Here is a 16,320-nt window from a genome sequence, read left to right as displayed (position 1 = left end):
ACCCACTCAATAAATTGAGTGGGAAAAATTGCTATGAAAAAGAAAAAGTGTTGCTGATAAATCAACAACACTGCAAATATATATTAAATCTTGTACAAAAATACTTTTTTTATATAATATTCAATTTTACACCTTCTTTTTTAACATATGTCTACGAAAACATGTCTTTTACCTTCTCAAAAAATGATTTATCCGATTTATTCGGAGCTGGTGTGAAGTTTTCACTATCAGACATTTTCTCAAAAAACTGTTTTTGTTCTTTATTTAATTCTTGTGGTGTCCACACATTAATATGAATTAAGAAATCTCCTGTACCATATCTTTCTATACTAGGTAAACCTTTACCTTTTAATCTTAAAATTTTACCAGATTGTGTACCTGCATCAATTTTAATTTTAACCTTTCCTGTAACCGTATCAACTTCTTTACTAGTTCCTAAAACAGCCTCAGAAAAATTAATATACAAATCATAATGTATATTAGTTCCTTCTCTTTTTAAAGTTTCATGTGCTATCTCCTCTATTAGAACTAATAAATCTCCAGCAATTGAATTCTTACCTGGAGCTTCATTACCCTTTCCACCTACTTTTAATTGAACACCTTCTGTAACTCCTGCAGGAATATTTATAGAAACAGTTTCTTCATTAGTAATTAAACCTTGTGCATCTGCACCAGCTGGTTTACTATTAATAATTTCTCCTGCTCCAGAACAAGTACCACAAGTAGTAGCTGTTTGCATTCTACCTAAAATTGTATTGGTAACACGCATTTGTTGCCCCGAACCATTACAAGTAGTACAGGTCTTATACGTAACACCATCTGCTTGTACTTTTCTTCTAACTTTTACTTTCTTCTCAACACCTTTGGCAATTTCTTCTAAAGTAAGTTTTACACGAATACGCATATTGCTTCCTTTAACTCTTGCTTGTCGCTGGCCACCACCACCGCCAAAGCCACCAAAGCCACCGCCTCCGCCGCCAAAAATATCACCAAACTGACTAAATATGTCATCCATATCCATTCCGCCGCCGCCAAAACCGCCGCCGCCGCCTTGAGGACCATCAAAACCAGCATGACCATATTGGTCATAACGTGCTTTTTTGTTTTCGTCGCTTAAAATTTCATAAGCTTCTGCAGCTTTTTTAAAGTTTTCTTCAGCAGCTGTATCATCAGGGTTTTTATCTGGATGATATTTAATAGCCATTTTTCTATAACCTTTCTTAATTTCTGCTTGAGTAGCAGATTTTGATAGGCCTAATATTTCGTAAAAATCTTGTTTTGCCATTTTATTTAGTTTGCAGTTCTCAGTCATCAGTTTGCAGTCAGTAAATTACTGAGAACTGCAACTGTATACTGTATTACTAATTTACTGTCCGATTACAACTTTTGGATAACGAATAATTTTATCCCCTAATTTGTATCCTTTTTCTACACAATCTATAACCTTACCTTTTAAATCTTCTGAAGGTGCAGGAATTTGTGTAATTGCTTCATGAATTTCTGCATCGAAAGTATCACCAGCATTTGTTTCTACCTTAGACAACCCTTTTAACTCTAAAGTGTTGTAGAATTTTTGATAAATTAACAAAACTCCTTTTCTTAATTCTTCAGCTTCTTTATCATCTTCAATGTGTGTCAGCGCTCGTTCGAAATCGTCAATAATTGGCAGTAAAGATGTCATTAATTCTTGTCCTGCTGTTTTAAACAACTCTACTCTTTCTCTACTTGTTCTTTTTTTATAGTTTTCGAACTCAGCAAACAAACGTAAAAACTTATCTTTTTCTGCTTGAAGCAATTCTTCTGTTGTTGGTTCTTCTACCACAACTTCCGCTTCAACTTCTTGATTTTCTTCAACTTGAACCGTTTCTTGCTCGTTCTTTATTTCTTCTTCTTTTATATTATCTTTCTTACTCATCTCTTTGTAATCGTTAAATTGTCTAACATTAATTGGCAAAAATGTTGCCAACAAAAAAATAGTGTCAGATTGACACTATTTTTTGTTTCATTATATTTCAACTTTGCTCCAGTTTTCGCCAGATTTAATTCTATGAATTTGCATATCTGAGACACCAAACCGTTTGGCAATCATTGTTATTCTTGTCCTATTATTTCTAAGCTGTTTTTTTATTATTTTTACTTTTCCTTCTGTTAATTTAGAATTGTATTTAATATTTTTTCGAGACTCTATAAATACCGGGTTTTTAAATTGATGTAGTTCTTTTTCTCTTTTGGTTGCCCAAATTAAGTTTTCTAAACTATTATCTTTTTTATCATAATTTACATGTAGAACATAGATTTGCTCTTCATTTTCTTTTTCTAAAAAATGTTGAGCCACTAACTTATGTATATATCTACTTGTAGATTTTTTATTAACCTCTTGTTTAAGAGAAATAGTTTCATATCCGTTAATAAAAGATTGCTTTTTTAAGACTTTATCTTCTTTCGAATCATCAATTATTCTTCCATAATTAGAGATTAAAAAAACCTCTTTTACAGAAATTTTTTCATCAAACTTAATTTCTTTCCACTCTTCATTTCTTAAATTTCGTATCATAATATAAAAGGTTAAATAAATTATTAAACCTTCTTCTTCATCTGCAATTTTTTAACTCTTAATAGTAAACCTTTTTCTTAGTTTTCAATTCTTTCTATTTTAGCTCCAATAGATTTTAAACGAGCTTCAATGTTTTCGTAACCTCTATCAATTTGTTCTATATTATTGATAATTGATGTTCCTTTTGCTGATAATGCAGCTATTAATAAAGAGATTCCTGCTCTAATATCTGGCGATGTCATTTTTGTTGCTTTTAATGAGCTTTCAAAATTCATACCAATTACAGTAGCTCTATGAGGATCACACAAAATAACTTTTGCCCCCATATCAATCAATTTATCTACAAAGAACAACCTACTTTCAAACATTTTCTGATGTATTAAAACAGTTCCTTTTGCTTGCGTAGCTATTACTAAAACAATACTTAATAAGTCTGGTGTAAAACCAGGCCAAGGTGCATCTGCAACCGTTAGAACAGAACCATCTATATAATTCTGAATTTCATAAGACTCTTGTTCTGGGATGTAAATATCATCTCCTCTTTTCTCTAATTGAATACCTAATTTACGAAATACATTTGGTATTTGTCCTAGATTCTCCCAACTAACATTTTTTATGGTTAATTCAGATCGTGTCATTACCGCAACACCAATCCAAGAACCAATCTCTATCATATCTGGTAAAACGGTGTGTTCACATCCTCCTAAAGAATCTACTCCTTCTATAATTAGTAAGTTAGAACCAACTCCAGAGATTTTTGCGCCCATAGAATTCAACATTTTACTTAATTGTTGAATATAAGGTTCACAAGCTGCGTTGTATATTTTTGTGGTTCCTGTTGCTAAAACAGCTGCCATTAAAATATTTGCTGTTCCTGTTACAGAAGCTTCATCTAACAACATTTCTACTCCGTGAAGCTCTTCTGCTTCTACCCCGTAAAAATGTTCTTCTTTATTATAACGGAATTTTGCGCCTAATCGTATAAAACCTTCAAAATGCGTATCTAATCGTCTTCTCCCTATCTTATCTCCTCCTGGTCTTGGTATATATCCTTTTCCAAATCTTGCTAAAAGCGGACCAACAATCATAATAGAACCTCTTAAAGAACTACCGTCTCTTTTAAAATCTTCTGATTCTAAATACTCTAAATTAATTTCATCTGCTTGAAAAGCATATGAATTTCTGCTTAATTTTTCAACTTTTACACCTAATTCTCCTAGAATAAAAATTAATTTATTTACATCAATAATATCTGGAACATTATTCACTACAACTCTTTCTGGAGTTAATAGAACTGCACAAAGTATTTGTAAAACTTCGTTTTTTGCTCCTTGCGGAGTAATGGTTCCGTTTAATTTATGACCGCCTTCAATTTTAAATGATGCCATAGACTCTTATCTTTTTCTATTTTTATGTTGATTGCTGTGTTGTGGTTTCTTGTAAGTAGTTTTAGAATTATTTTGTCCTTGAGAACTTCTTTTTCTCAATAAATTCTTACTTTCAGAAAGTGCCTCTTCTGTTTCTCTTAAATCTAATTTCCCGTCAGATAAATCGAATAAATGTTTAAAAATTACAGCATCATCTACTGTATCTTTATTCCAATTTAAATAACATTTTTTCATGTGATTTGCAATGGTAAAAACCAATGCTTCTTTCTTGTCACCATCTTCCCAACTTAAAGCAATATCTATCATTGTTTGAATATTGTTACCATAATAACGATATCTAGACGCAGATTTTGGATATGCTAAACCTTGTGGTTTTTCTTGTAATTCTTCTTTTACTGGTTGTGGATAAGGCGATTCTACATCTAATTTAAAATCTGCCATTATATATAATTGATCCCAAAGTTTGTGCTTAAAGTCTGGAACGTCGCGTAAATGAGGTTGTAAATTCCCCATAACATCTACAATAGCTTTCGCCATCTTATCACGCTCTTCTTTAGTTTCTAAAGCTAAACAATGGTCTACTAATTTCTGTATATGTCTGCCGTATTCTGGTATTATCATTAACGGTCTTTCTGAATTATATTCTAAATCGAATGTCATTTATTTATTTTTGAAGCACTCTCGATAAGCTCAAGAATTATATGCTATTCTATTGTAGTTATTTAACGTTGCAAAATAACAATTTATTTTTAGTTTTTTAAATGATTTTTAACCAATCACTTTTAATTTAGCAAATTGCAGCAATAATTTCTTTTTTCCTGCAGTTGCAAATTGAATTTCTGCTTTTTTATCTGGTCCTTTACCTTCTATACCTAAAACGGTTCCTGTACCAAATCTATTGTGTTCTACAATATTTCCTGTAATAATATCACCTGCAAAAAGATCTATTTTTGGCGAAACTTGCGAAATCTTTTTTAGATTTTTAGGAATAATAATCTCTTTCTTTTTAGAAACCTCACGTTCCATTTTTTTACGCTGAATTGGTTTTTGAAAACGAATTCCTTTCGGCGCATCATCAAAAATACTCTTATCTAAAAAGTTATTTATTATTGGGTTATTGGTTTTTGGAGTGATATAAAATAAATACTGATCGTCTATTTCTTCTAGAAACCTACTAGGTTCTGCATCTACTAATTTACCCCATCTATAACGTGTTTGAGCATATGTTAAATATGCTACTTTCTCTGCTCTTGTTAACGCTACATAAAACAACCTACGTTCTTCCTCTAATTCACTTCTTGTATTCATACTCATGGCTGAAGGAAATAAATTTTCTTCTAAACCAACAACATAAACATATCCATATTCTAATCCTTTAGATTGGTGAATGGTCATTAAAGAAACCGTTGGTTTGTCATCATTTTTTTCTGAATCGAAATCTGTAGCTAAAGCAACGTCTTCTAAGAATGTAGTTAAAGAAGCATCATTACCTTCTTCAATCTTATCTGTAATAAAATCTTTAATTCCGTTTAAAAGTTCTTGAACATTTTCTACTTTACTTACAGCTTCTGGTGTTCCATCTTTTTCTAAATCTTTTATTAATTGTGCCTTTTTTACAACAATTTCTGCAATTTCAAATGCATTTTTAGTTTGCGATTCTATTTGCAAACTTTGCATCATGTTCATAAAATTACGAAGCTTATTTTTTGTGCCAGCATTTATTTTTAAATCGATTTTATCGATATACTTTATAATATCGAAAATAGATTTTTTATAATGATTTGCAGCTATTGTTAACTTATCTATAGTTGTAGCACCAATACCTCTAGCAGGATAATTAATAATTCTTTTTAATGCTTCTTCATCATTTGGGTTAATTAAAATTCTTAAATAAGACAAAATATCTTTAATTTCTTTTCTTTGATAAAAAGAAATTCCTCCATAAATTTTATAATCTAATCCTTTTTTACGCAACGCATCTTCAATAGCTCTAGATTGTGAATTTGTTCTGTATAAAACACAAAAACTATCTGAAGTTAATTGATGATTCATCTGATTCTCCCAAATAGATTGTGCTACAAAGCGCCCTTCTTCTCCATCAGAAATAGTTCGCATTACGTTTATAGCATCTCCAGCATCATTAGAAGTCCAAACTTCTTTATCTAACTTTGTTTTGTTTTTTTCTATCACAGAATTTGCCGCATTTACAATATTACTTGTAGATCTATAATTCTGTTCTAATTTAAAGGTTTTTACATCTGGGTAATCTTTCTGAAAATTTAATATATTCTGAATATTTGCTCCCCTAAAACTATAAATACTCTGAGAATCGTCTCCAACAACACAAATATTACCAAATTTATCTGCCAAAGCTCTTACAATAATATATTGCGAGTGATTTGTATCTTGATACTCATCTACCATTATATATCTAAAACGATCTTGGTATTTTGCTAAAGTCTCTGGAAAACGTGCTAATAACTCATTAGTTCTTAACAACAAATCATCAAAATCCATTGCACCAGCTTTAAAACACCTGTCTACATAAACTCTATAAATGTCTCCAACCTTAGGTCTACTTGCATGTAAATCTGCTTCTTGTAAATCTGAATTATTAAAGTATGCTTTAACGGTAATTAAGCTATTTTTAAACGAAGAAATTCTACCTAAAATCTGTTTTGGTTTATAACGCTCTCTATCTAAGCCCATTTCTTTAATAATAGAACTTATTAAACGAACAGAGTCTTGCGAATCGTAAATTGTAAAATTTGTAGGAAAACCTAATTTATCTGCTTCTGAACGTAAAATACGTGCAAAAACCGAGTGAAAGGTTCCCATCCAAAGATTTTTTGCTTCACTTTGTCCAACAACAGAAGCAATTCTTGCCTTCATTTCTTTGGCAGCTTTGTTTGTGAACGTAAGCGATAAAATATTAAAAGAGTCTACACCTTGCTTCATTAAATGAGCAATTCTGTAGGTTAAAACACGTGTTTTACCAGAACCAGCACCAGCAATAATAATCATTGGGCCATCTTTTTGTAAAACGGCTTCTTTTTGAGCTTCGTTTAAAGAATCTAAGTAACTATTCAAGAGATATATTTTTGAAGTATTTAAAGCGTCAATTTAACCAAACTATTCCTTTTTTTAAAGGAAGAATGCTATTTTTTATTCACAACTTATTACCATTAAATTTTGCATTAAAATTAAATGCTGCAAAGAATTGTATAAAACCATTATAAGACAAAATATTATTAAAATATACATTTAAAAACAGATAAACCAAAATATCTGCCTATAGACAGATAATTACATATATCTGCTACAGAGCAGATAAAAACGGCTTTTTAATAGAAAAAAATACTATCTTTGATAAAATTACAAGAACCAATGACAAGTATTTTAACTGGAGATATTATCAATTCTAGAAAGAATAACAACAATTCTTGGCTAGAATCTTTAAAAGAAATCTTAAAAACTTTTGGCGAATCTCCTAAAAACTGGCAAATTTATAGAGGAGATAGCTTTCAATTAGAAGTAGAAGATGCTGAAAAAGCTTTTTATGCTGCCCTAAAAATTAAAGCTCAATTAAAATATATTTTAAATATTGATGTTAGAATTGGAATTGGAATTGGTAAAAAAGAATACAATACTTCTAAGATTACAGAATCTAACGGAGAAGCTTTTATAAACTCTGGTTTTGCTTTTGATAATTATTTAAAAAAACAGAATTTAGCCATAAAAACTCCATGGAAAAACATTGATGAAGAAATAAACATTGCATTCGATTTAGCTTTATTAACTATAGATTCTTGGTCTGTAAATTCTGCCGAAGTTTTTAAAATATCTTTAGAAAAAAAAGACGCTACACAAAAGGAAATTGGAGTAATTTTAGGAATTACACAAGGTCGCGTTAGCGAAAGACAAAAACGCGCTGGCCTAGAACCTATAATGAAACTAGAAAGACGCTTTAGAAAAATAATTAACCAAGAAATAAGCGAATAAAATGTTATTATTTTTAAAATTATTATTAGCACATATTTTAGGTGATTTTGTTTTTCAATCTGAAAAAGGTGTAAAAAACAAAGAGGAAAAGAAAATTAAATCACCTAAACTATATATTCACTTAGGTATTCATGCTTTTTTATTGTTACTTTTTCTTCAGTTTAATTTACAAGAATATTGGCTAGGTTTTATAATTATTATTATTTCTCATTTTATTTTTGATGTTTCTAAAATTTATTTTCAAAAGAAAAAGACAAAGAGAAATTGGTTTTTATTAGACCAATTGCTACACATATTAGCCTTAGCTTTTACTACTTTTATTTATACTGATTTTAATTTTTCTGTAGCAGAATTATTTACAAGTAAAACACTACTCTTTTTAATTGCAATTGTAATGATAACTAATGTTTCTGCTATTATTATAAAAGTTTTTATAGCACAATGGAATCCTGAAAGTAAAAAAGAAAATGATGATTCTTTAGCTAAAGCTGGCCGCTACATTGGTATCTTAGAACGTCTTTTTGTGTTCATTTTTGTAATTACAAATCATTGGGAAGCAATTGGCTTTCTTCTTGCAGCTAAATCTGTATTTAGATTTGGAGATTTAACATCTTCTAAAGACAGAAAACTAACTGAATATATTTTAATTGGCACTTTGTTAAGTTTTGGTTTGGCAATTATTATAGGAATCTTATATTCGTATTTATTACACGTTATTTAATTTATGGAAGATAAAATATTAGAAAGTATCGCTTATATATTACCTGCAGCAGTAACTGGCTTAGTTGCCTATTATATGTTTAATGGTTTTATAAATAATAAAAATTCTGAAAAAAAATTAGAATTGTTAGCGCTAAAAAGAAAAGAAGCTTTACCTATTAAATTACAAGCTTGCGAACGTTTATTGTTGTTTTGCGACAGAATAAACCCTGTTAAAATGCTAATGAGAATTCCGCCGATATCTACAAATACAAATGATTACATACAATTACTAATAGCAAATATAGATCAAGAATTTGAGCATAATTTAGTGCAACAAATTTATATTTCAGAAGATACTTGGACTGCTATTTACGCTGCAAAAAATGCTGTAACAAACAAGTTAAAGCAAGAAGCTAAAACAGCTAAATCTGCAAACGAATTGCGTGAAAATGTATTAATGGAATATACTAAATCTGTGCCACCAACTGAGGTTGCTATAGATTTTATTAAAAGCGAAGTAAGAAGTTTGTTGTAATAAAAAACTCCGTTTGTAGAATATTCTACAAACGGAGTTTTCGCCTTTTTCTTTCTTTAAGCTTTCCTCCCTTATTAAAATTGTAATCTTACCCCTACTTTATAGTTTCTGCCTCTTGTAGAGTATCCAAGTACATCATCATAATCTTCATTTAAAATATTAGTTACAGTAGCAAAAAAGGTTACTGTATCTCCCAATACTTTATAATTCGTCATAAAATCTAATACTTGGTAGTTTTCTAAAACAACATCTTCTCCAGCTGTTCCAAAAGAACCATATCTATCAAAAATTGTTCTTTCACCTACATTTCTGTAAGTAAAATTAAAAAATGCATTGTCAAAAGGAGTAATATCTAAACCTGCTACAAATTTGTTTTCTGGGATGTAATCATTAAAATCTTCTGTTTGATCTCTATCTACATAAGTAAAAGAAGCATTAACAGTTAAAAATGATGTTGGTATTATTTTAGTGCTAACTTCAAATCCGTTTGCATCAGAAGAACCATTACCATATTTAAAAGTAGAATTATCATAAATAATTGCATCAGTTTCTTTTCTATTAAAATAAACAGCTTCAAACTGAACCCAATCTTTATAATCTAAATCAAAACCAGCTTCAAAAGTTTCATTAGATTCTGGATTTAAATCAATATTTCCTGAAAAACCATCATATAATTGATATAAACTTGGTGCAATAAACGCTGTACTGTAAGATGTTAATAATTTTACAGAAACATCTTCATTTTTTAAAACTGAATATGCTAAGTTACCATCATAAACAAAGTGGTTACCATAAACATTATGAATATTTAAACGTCCACCAACATTCACACTTAAACCATAATTAGAAACATAAACAAAACTTGCATATGGGTCTACCGTATTAAAGTTAGCGATTCCTTTTTCTATACCTCCAAAAGGTGTTACAGTATTATTACTATGTATTTGATAATTTACACCAGTAATTAATTGAAGTTGATTAGAAAATTCATACTTATTTACCAAATCTACATTTACACTTCTACCTACAAACTCATAAGTATCTAAAGTACCAGAAAAAGAATTAAATTGTTTTAAATCTCTTTCTACAACATTTGCAGAAGCTAATAAATAAACTTGTCCTTTATTATAGGTATAAGTTGGTTTAAAACCAATTCTAAATTGCTCTTGACTTCCAGTATTTAGGTCATTATCAGAAAATGCACCTGCATCAAAATCATAATTAAATTCATCATAATTTAAAAATGTTTCAATATTTAACTTGTCATTTACTTTGTATCCTAATTTTAATAATCCATTTTTAGAATAAAAAGCATCATTATCAAAAGCTGCATTTGTTTTACTTTTTGCAGAAGACATACCATCTACACCAGTTAAACTAAAAGAACCTAAAAAGTTAAGTTTTCCTAAAGTACCATTTAAAGTTACATTTTGGTTAGTATCAGACAAACTACCTTCAGAAGAATTTGCAGTATTATTTGTACCAACACTCGTTTCAAAAGAACCAGAAATCTTGTCTTCAGAGGCTTTTTTTAATGTAATACTAATTACAGCAGTTGCTGCACCAGAACCATATAAAGTTGAAGAAGCACCTTTTAAAACTTCTATACTTTCGATTTGACTTACAGATAATAAACGTAAATCGAATTCTTGGTTTATTGCAGATTGATCTGTTACTGGAACACCATCTATTAAAACTAAAACTTGCCTACTTCTACCTCCTCTAACGTTAATACTTCTTGGTTCTGTAGGATTTGCATTAACACCTTTAATGTCTATACCTGCAACAGTGTTTAAGATTTCAATAACTGTTTTACCAGCATTTTGTTGTAATTCTAGCTGAGTAATTACATGAATCACCTTACCAGTATTTTCCTTTTTTAAATTAAATTTTGTTGCAGTAACTACAACTTCTTTTAATGTTTCTACATTTTCTTTTTGATTTGCATTTTTTTGCGCAAAAAGATTTGTGCTGACAAAACTACATGCCAATACACCAACAATAATAAATTGTTTTTTCATTTTTAATAAATTTGATTTACAATAAATCAGGTAAATTTTGTGTACAAAAAAAGATTAGTACATAAACTTTTATCCCGAAAGTTTTTTAATTGTTATTAATAATGGCAGGTCTCCTGACTTGCGTCTTGTAACAAACCTTCCCAACAAAAAATTGCCAGTGGTAAAAGAGTAGTTACAAGCTTTATAGCTTACAGTTGCGGGAACAGTTCTAGATTTTAACTAGATTCCCTTTTAATTTGATGTAAAATGATTCTACATCAAAACCAAAATCGCAGCAAATGTAGTTTAAAAATTGATATTACAGAATAGTTTTGTAATCTTGTTCAAAATTTATTTTATGAAGAATTTATCTATTTATCAATTTACATGTTTCGTTTTTTTATTGATTACTTCTTGTAAAAAGGAAGCTATAAAGGTTACTGAAAAAACACAGATAGAAAGTACTATTAAATACGCAAAAGGCTTTGACATTATTAACGATAATGGTGTAAAAAAAATAGTAATTAAATCTGCTTACAAAAATTCTAAAGATATTTTTGAATTCGAAATTTTAAAGAATACATCTCTAAAAAAATCTTCTAAAAACGAAATTATTAAAGTTCCTGTTAAAAAAATTGTTGTTACCTCTACAACTCACATTCCTATGGTAGAACTCTTAAATGAAGAAAGTTCTATTGTTGGCTTTCCATATTCTAAATATGTATCTTCAGAAAAGACAAGAGTTTTAATCGATGCAGGAAAAATTAGAGAAATTGGTAGAGAAAATTCTTTAAATACAGAGGTTTTATTAGATCTAGAACCAGAATTAGTAGTTGGCTACAGTGTTTCTTCTGCAGATAAATCGCTAACAACTATTAAAAAAGCTGGTATTAATGTAATTTATAATGGAGACTGGCTAGAAGAAACTCCTTTAGGTAGAGCAGAATGGATTAAATTTTTTGGTGTTTTATTTGATAAAGAAAAACAAGCAGATAGTATTTTTAAAGTAATTGAAGCTAATTATTTAAACGCTAAAGCAATCGCATTAAAATCGACTAAAAAACCAACTGTTTTGTCTGGTGCAATAATGAGTAAAGATATTTGGAATTTACCTGCAGGAGAAAGTTTTGTAGCTCAATTTTTAAATGACGCTAATTTGAATTATTTATGGAAAAATTCCGAAGGAAAAGGAAGTTTGTCTTTAAGTTTTGAAAGCGTTTTTGACAAAGGAAAAGATGCAGAATTCTGGATTGCTCCTGGTTATTTTTCAACGAAAGAACAATTGCTAGAAAGTAATAATTTATACGCTGAATTTTCTGCTTTTAAAAATGATAAAATTTACACACCAACAACTAAGAAAGGAAAAACTGGCGGAGTTATTTATTATGAATTAGCAGGTACAAGACCAGACTTAGTCTTAAAGGATATTATTAAAATTACAAACCCTACTCTATTACCTAATTATAATTTTACCTTCTTTGAGAAAATGGAGTAAAACAAATGAAGCCTTCAATACAAATATTGAAGGCTTCATGTCTAAAAAATTGGGGGATATATCAATACCTCAAATGTAGTTGAAATAAGAACTTATACACCAAATCTATAGGGTGGTTTATGGGTAGTTTTAGAGTAGTTCTGTATAAAAAACCTAGTCTTTTAGTGTCTTTTCTATAGTTAATGCTTCTTTTCTACTTTTTATATTTAATTTACCGTAAATATTCTTCACATGAAATTTAACTGTATTAACAGAAATATTTACCTCATTTGCTATTTCTTTATTCGATTTTCCAGACACAACTAAATTAAAGACCTCTCTTTCTCTAATACTTAAATTTGCAATACTATCTATTACAGGTAATTCTTTTTCTGTTGTAGTAAGTTGCCTTATCTCTTGAGAAAATTTTATAATTTCATTCTTCATGTGAAAATTATACTTTCTTAAGTTTTTCTCTCTAAACAAAACAGCAAATGCAAGTGTAATAATCTGTATAAAACCACCAATTTTTATATTGATTGGGTTTGTTTCAAATAAAGAAACACCAAAGTTTTTTAGAACGAAAAAATCTATTCCACTAAATAATAAAATAACATAACCAAAGGTGAATAGTTTTGTATGAATATTCTTTTTAAAAAGTAAAACTCCAAGAAACCAATAAATGAGTAAAAGTGAAAAAGTTAAAATATTTAATATAATATATAACTCATTGTTTCTAAATACCAAAAATGAAACAACTAACAGAATAATATTTATAACAACAATATCTGCAGCCTTTTTAGTTTTTGGAAAATAATTCTTTAGTAATAGAAAACTGCTTGCAAACTTAGATGAACTAATGGCTAAAAAAGCATAGTTAATTAAAATCAGTAACTCGATGTTTTTACCATCAACATTAAAAAAATCGAACATACCATCTGATATCACAAAACTAAGTGTTGCACTTGCAAGTAATAGTGAATAATACACAAAGGCCCTATCTTTAAAGAAGTAGTAATAAAAAAAACTAAAAAAGATAACTAAAAAAGCAACACCGTAATAAAAACCATTAATAATAAGCTGTATTTTTTCTTGGTACAAAAAAGCATCTTCATTATTTAATTGAATATTAAAATAAGAACTATAATTAGAACTAACTTTTACATAGAGAGGCGCTTTTCTAGAAAATTTAAACGAAACATATCTCTCGTGTTCTAATTTATTAACTTCTTTTAAATTTTGATAAGCTTTAGCATTTTGAGCTCTAATGCTATTTATTCGAAAAATATAGGTTGAATCTACTTCATTTGAAGGAACTTTAAACCAAAAGGTAGCATTAGATCGTTTCTCTAAAATTTCCTTTTCTAAGGGTATAAATTCTTGTTTCTGAATACTCTTATAAGTTAAATTACTATTAGAATCTTTAAAATAGTAAACTTCTGATTGTGAAAATATAAATCCTGTATAAAACAGAACTATAAATAGCAATTTAAGTTTCATAGATGAGGGTTTATAAAACATTCTATAATAAATCTAAGAAAAAACATATGGTTTGTTTACTTTAGAATAATTATTTTTTTTTCTTTTTCTTTTTCTTTCCTTTAACATAAAATAAATAATTTGCTCTAAATACCAAAACAGAACTAGTTAAGTATTTTTCTCTAAAAAAAGAACAAACTATTAATTAACAGAATTACTCATTTTATATAAGAACAAATAATTGTTATTGCTGCTAATATTCTTTAATATACTCTTTGTCTTTTACATAATAATTCTTTTAAAATTGTCAATTTTCCTGTTAATAAACTTCAACTATTCGCCTTAAAATCATCGTATTTCACCAATACTTTTAAATTTAAAGCACTAGTAAAAGATTCTCTGTAAGTCTACAATCAAAATAACTTCACTTGTAACTAATCTCAAATGCTTATCACTCACAATACAGCTTTTTACTTAATCTACCCCAATCGTAACTTCTTTCATAATACCAACTAAGGCATGTGTTGCTCCAAAACCAATAAAACCATTTTCGTTTTAAAAAGATGGAAGCATCTACAGAATTTGGTACAGCTTTAGAAGCAGTTTCAACATTTTTGTTACTAATAAACACTTGTTATCTACTGTTAAATATATAACAAAAACACATGAAATCTATCTTAAAAATATGTTATTTTTATCATAATTATGTATTTAACAAGTATTACACACTAAAAACACGAATTTAATAAAAATAACATAATGTAAAGTTAACAAAAAGATATATCTAATAACTAAGAGACAAAGTTAAAAGCAGCAGTTGGGTAAATGTTTACAGTATCTAAAACAGGAACATTAATATCTTTTTATTCAATTAAAAATGAATCTCTTTACATACCAATAATACCTCCAGCACATACAATAATCAACCTTTGCAGATTTTTTTTAGGTGTTGTTCTTCTAATAAACAAACCTCATATACCTTCTTTCTGAAGCTTAGAAATTCACCCAAAATTAAACGAATTAACAAACACCTATTTCTAAATTGGTTACCCTAAAATGTTATAATTTAATTGGTTAAAGATTTGGTAATATAGAATGGTAGATTCTATTACAATTATTACTATTAAGTCAATTTTATTTATGAAGATAATTTTAACTTTTCTATTGCATTTTCTCTCATATAAAGAAAAAGTGGAAATGTAAATGCAATCGCAATTATAAAAGTTAATGGAAGTAAAACCCACCAATATTTTATTTTTAAACGAAGTGATTCAGGAATCATAAATATAAAAAAAGTTAAAACAACAACGGTTAAATCTGCTCCAAAAGATTTACCTGCAAAATTTACTTGTGCATCCTTCATGAAATTTAAAAATGTAGGATTTTCTACAGTTTGAAACCACTGAATATTGTAATACCAAGTATAACATATTCCTAGAATTGTTAGAAGTAAATAGATGTGTTTGCGTTTCATAAAATTATATTAAAGCCTAGTTAAATTCTACACGATTACCAAAAAAAGTAACTCTGTAATATAAATATCCTCACAAATTACAGCTATTATAAGTTTTAATATTTGGCTTTTTTCTTTTTTCTTTTTTCTAAAACTTTTCTATTGCTTAAAACGTTTTTGTATATTGAAAGTTGCGTTTTTGTGCGTGAGGATTTTAAAACGGAAAATCAAAGTAAATAAAAATGCAACTGCATTTGGTTAAGTACTAAATTATTAATTATTTATACACGTTGTTGTGTTTAGTTTTTTTTAAAAAAATAAAGAGTTTTTTTATTTCCGTTTTTGTCTACAATATATTTTTCGACAAATTCTTGATCAAAAAGAATTTCATAGTTTTCAGGCTCGTTCATTGAAACTATTACTTTAAATACTTTTCCAATATTATTTTCTCCTTCAAGAGTTTTTATTGATTCTCCAAAATGTTTTTTCCCCTCGTATATAAACCAAAATTTATACTTATATAGAGGCCCAACCCTCATTCCACTTACAATTCGTTTTTTTTCATATATTTTCCCATAAGTTTCAATGGAATTTATTTTTAATTCAATTTTATGAATAACAAAATAAAAAATAACAATTGATAAAATTAAAACTCCTAATTTCCAGCTATTTTTTTTATAAAAATTCCAAGTTTTAGAAGACTTACTTTGTTTCATTAATGTTCTCTATCAAA

Annotated in this window: 14 protein-coding genes and 1 riboswitch; of the genes, 4 read left to right on the top strand and 10 right to left on the bottom strand. The window is 28.5% G+C overall.

The genetic code is table 11. The annotated features are described in order from the left end of the window. Positions 1-151 precede the first annotated feature (151 nt). From dnaJ to SHK09_RS10645, 6 genes are all read right to left on the bottom strand, one after another. Complete coding sequence (gene dnaJ / locus SHK09_RS10670) at positions 152-1,285, bottom strand: molecular chaperone DnaJ (protein ID WP_319810763.1); 1,134 nt, start codon at positions 1,283-1,285, stop codon at positions 152-154. Between the two features lie 81 nt (positions 1,286-1,366). Next, the gene (locus SHK09_RS10665) at positions 1,367-1,915 is read right to left on the bottom strand and encodes a nucleotide exchange factor GrpE (RefSeq protein WP_319810878.1); all 549 of its coding nucleotides are present in this window, start codon (positions 1,913-1,915) and stop codon (positions 1,367-1,369) included. A gap of 90 nt (positions 1,916-2,005) precedes the next feature. Further along, the gene (locus SHK09_RS10660) at positions 2,006-2,554 is read right to left on the bottom strand and encodes an NUMOD4 domain-containing protein (protein WP_319810762.1); all 549 of its coding nucleotides are present in this window, start codon (positions 2,552-2,554) and stop codon (positions 2,006-2,008) included. A gap of 77 nt (positions 2,555-2,631) precedes the next feature. After that, positions 2,632-3,942 carry a UDP-N-acetylglucosamine 1-carboxyvinyltransferase gene (gene murA, locus SHK09_RS10655; protein ID WP_319810761.1) on the bottom strand — a complete coding sequence of 437 codons (1,311 nt, stop codon included), beginning with the start codon at positions 3,940-3,942 and terminating at the stop codon, positions 2,632-2,634. Between the two features lie 6 nt (positions 3,943-3,948). Next, positions 3,949-4,602, bottom strand: coding sequence for a DUF4290 domain-containing protein (locus SHK09_RS10650; protein ID WP_319810760.1), 654 nt, complete (start codon positions 4,600-4,602; stop codon positions 3,949-3,951). Between the two features lie 108 nt (positions 4,603-4,710). After that, positions 4,711-7,032: an ATP-dependent helicase gene (locus SHK09_RS10645; protein ID WP_319810759.1), complete on the bottom strand. Its 2,322-nt coding sequence runs from the start codon at positions 7,030-7,032 to the stop codon at positions 4,711-4,713. 276 nt (positions 7,033-7,308) lie between these two features. Here SHK09_RS10645 and SHK09_RS10640 point away from each other — a divergent pair, with 276 nt between their 5' ends. Genes SHK09_RS10640 through SHK09_RS10630 form a run of 3 tightly spaced genes read left to right on the top strand, consistent with a single transcriptional unit; the run spans position 7,309 to position 9,181 of the window. Then, entirely contained in the window at positions 7,309-7,944 is a 636-nt protein-coding gene (locus SHK09_RS10640; RefSeq protein WP_319810758.1) for a sigma factor-like helix-turn-helix DNA-binding protein, read from the top strand. A gap of 1 nt (position 7,945) precedes the next feature. Beyond that, positions 7,946-8,665: a DUF3307 domain-containing protein gene (locus tag SHK09_RS10635; protein WP_319810757.1), complete on the top strand. Its 720-nt coding sequence runs from the start codon at positions 7,946-7,948 to the stop codon at positions 8,663-8,665. A 3-nt stretch (positions 8,666-8,668) separates the two neighbouring features. Further along, the gene (locus tag SHK09_RS10630) at positions 8,669-9,181 is read left to right on the top strand and encodes a hypothetical protein (RefSeq protein ID WP_319810756.1); all 513 of its coding nucleotides are present in this window, start codon (positions 8,669-8,671) and stop codon (positions 9,179-9,181) included. Between the two features lie 74 nt (positions 9,182-9,255). Here the strand turns inward: SHK09_RS10630 and SHK09_RS10625 are convergent, their stop codons facing one another. Further along, the gene (locus tag SHK09_RS10625; RefSeq protein WP_319810755.1) at positions 9,256-11,202 is read right to left on the bottom strand and encodes a TonB-dependent receptor plug domain-containing protein; all 1,947 of its coding nucleotides are present in this window, start codon (positions 11,200-11,202) and stop codon (positions 9,256-9,258) included. An 85-nt stretch (positions 11,203-11,287) separates the two neighbouring features. After that, a riboswitch (cobalamin riboswitch) is annotated at positions 11,288-11,485 on the bottom strand. Between the two features lie 54 nt (positions 11,486-11,539). On the opposite strand from SHK09_RS10625, the gene SHK09_RS10620 reads away from it, so the two are divergent. After that, the gene (locus SHK09_RS10620) at positions 11,540-12,676 is read left to right on the top strand and encodes an ABC transporter substrate-binding protein (RefSeq protein WP_319810754.1); all 1,137 of its coding nucleotides are present in this window, start codon (positions 11,540-11,542) and stop codon (positions 12,674-12,676) included. Positions 12,677-12,829: 153 nt separating this feature from the next. On the opposite strand, the gene SHK09_RS10615 is transcribed toward SHK09_RS10620, so the two are convergent. From SHK09_RS10615 to SHK09_RS10605, 3 genes are all read right to left on the bottom strand, one after another. Next, the gene (locus tag SHK09_RS10615; protein ID WP_319810753.1) at positions 12,830-14,155 is read right to left on the bottom strand and encodes a LuxR C-terminal-related transcriptional regulator; all 1,326 of its coding nucleotides are present in this window, start codon (positions 14,153-14,155) and stop codon (positions 12,830-12,832) included. Between the two features lie 1,117 nt (positions 14,156-15,272). Then, positions 15,273-15,608: a DUF2834 domain-containing protein gene (locus SHK09_RS10610; protein ID WP_319810752.1), complete on the bottom strand. Its 336-nt coding sequence runs from the start codon at positions 15,606-15,608 to the stop codon at positions 15,273-15,275. A 278-nt stretch (positions 15,609-15,886) separates the two neighbouring features. Further along, complete coding sequence (locus SHK09_RS10605) at positions 15,887-16,303, bottom strand: hypothetical protein (protein ID WP_319810751.1); 417 nt, start codon at positions 16,301-16,303, stop codon at positions 15,887-15,889. Positions 16,304-16,320: the final 17 nt, after the last annotated feature.

It is taken from the genome of Polaribacter sp. PL03 (assembly GCF_033875165.1).
Lineage (GTDB): Bacteria > Bacteroidota > Bacteroidia > Flavobacteriales > Flavobacteriaceae > Polaribacter.
Note: the sequence above shows the minus strand (reverse complement) of the source record. Positions and strands in the feature narration are given on the sequence as shown.

What these genes read in the sequence shown, in the direction of transcription:
- SHK09_RS10620 (WP_319810754.1), top strand. Translation starts at nt 11,540, where the DNA reads ATGAAGAATTTATCTATTTATCAATTTACATGTTTCGTTTTTTTATTG.
- dnaJ (WP_319810763.1), bottom strand. Translation starts at nt 1,285, where the DNA reads ATGGCAAAACAAGATTTTTACGAAATATTAGGCCTATCAAAATCTGCT.
- murA (WP_319810761.1), bottom strand. Translation starts at nt 3,942, where the DNA reads ATGGCATCATTTAAAATTGAAGGCGGTCATAAATTAAACGGAACCATT.
- SHK09_RS10665 (WP_319810878.1), bottom strand. Translation starts at nt 1,915, where the DNA reads ATGAGTAAGAAAGATAATATAAAAGAAGAAGAAATAAAGAACGAGCAA.
- SHK09_RS10635 (WP_319810757.1), top strand. Translation starts at nt 7,946, where the DNA reads ATGTTATTATTTTTAAAATTATTATTAGCACATATTTTAGGTGATTTT.
- SHK09_RS10650 (WP_319810760.1), bottom strand. Translation starts at nt 4,602, where the DNA reads ATGACATTCGATTTAGAATATAATTCAGAAAGACCGTTAATGATAATA.
- SHK09_RS10615 (WP_319810753.1), bottom strand. Translation starts at nt 14,155, where the DNA reads ATGAAACTTAAATTGCTATTTATAGTTCTGTTTTATACAGGATTTATA.
- SHK09_RS10605 (WP_319810751.1), bottom strand. Translation starts at nt 16,303, where the DNA reads ATGAAACAAAGTAAGTCTTCTAAAACTTGGAATTTTTATAAAAAAAAT.
- SHK09_RS10630 (WP_319810756.1), top strand. Translation starts at nt 8,669, where the DNA reads ATGGAAGATAAAATATTAGAAAGTATCGCTTATATATTACCTGCAGCA.
- SHK09_RS10625 (WP_319810755.1), bottom strand. Translation starts at nt 11,202, where the DNA reads ATGAAAAAACAATTTATTATTGTTGGTGTATTGGCATGTAGTTTTGTC.
- SHK09_RS10610 (WP_319810752.1), bottom strand. Translation starts at nt 15,608, where the DNA reads ATGAAACGCAAACACATCTATTTACTTCTAACAATTCTAGGAATATGT.
- SHK09_RS10660 (WP_319810762.1), bottom strand. Translation starts at nt 2,554, where the DNA reads ATGATACGAAATTTAAGAAATGAAGAGTGGAAAGAAATTAAGTTTGAT.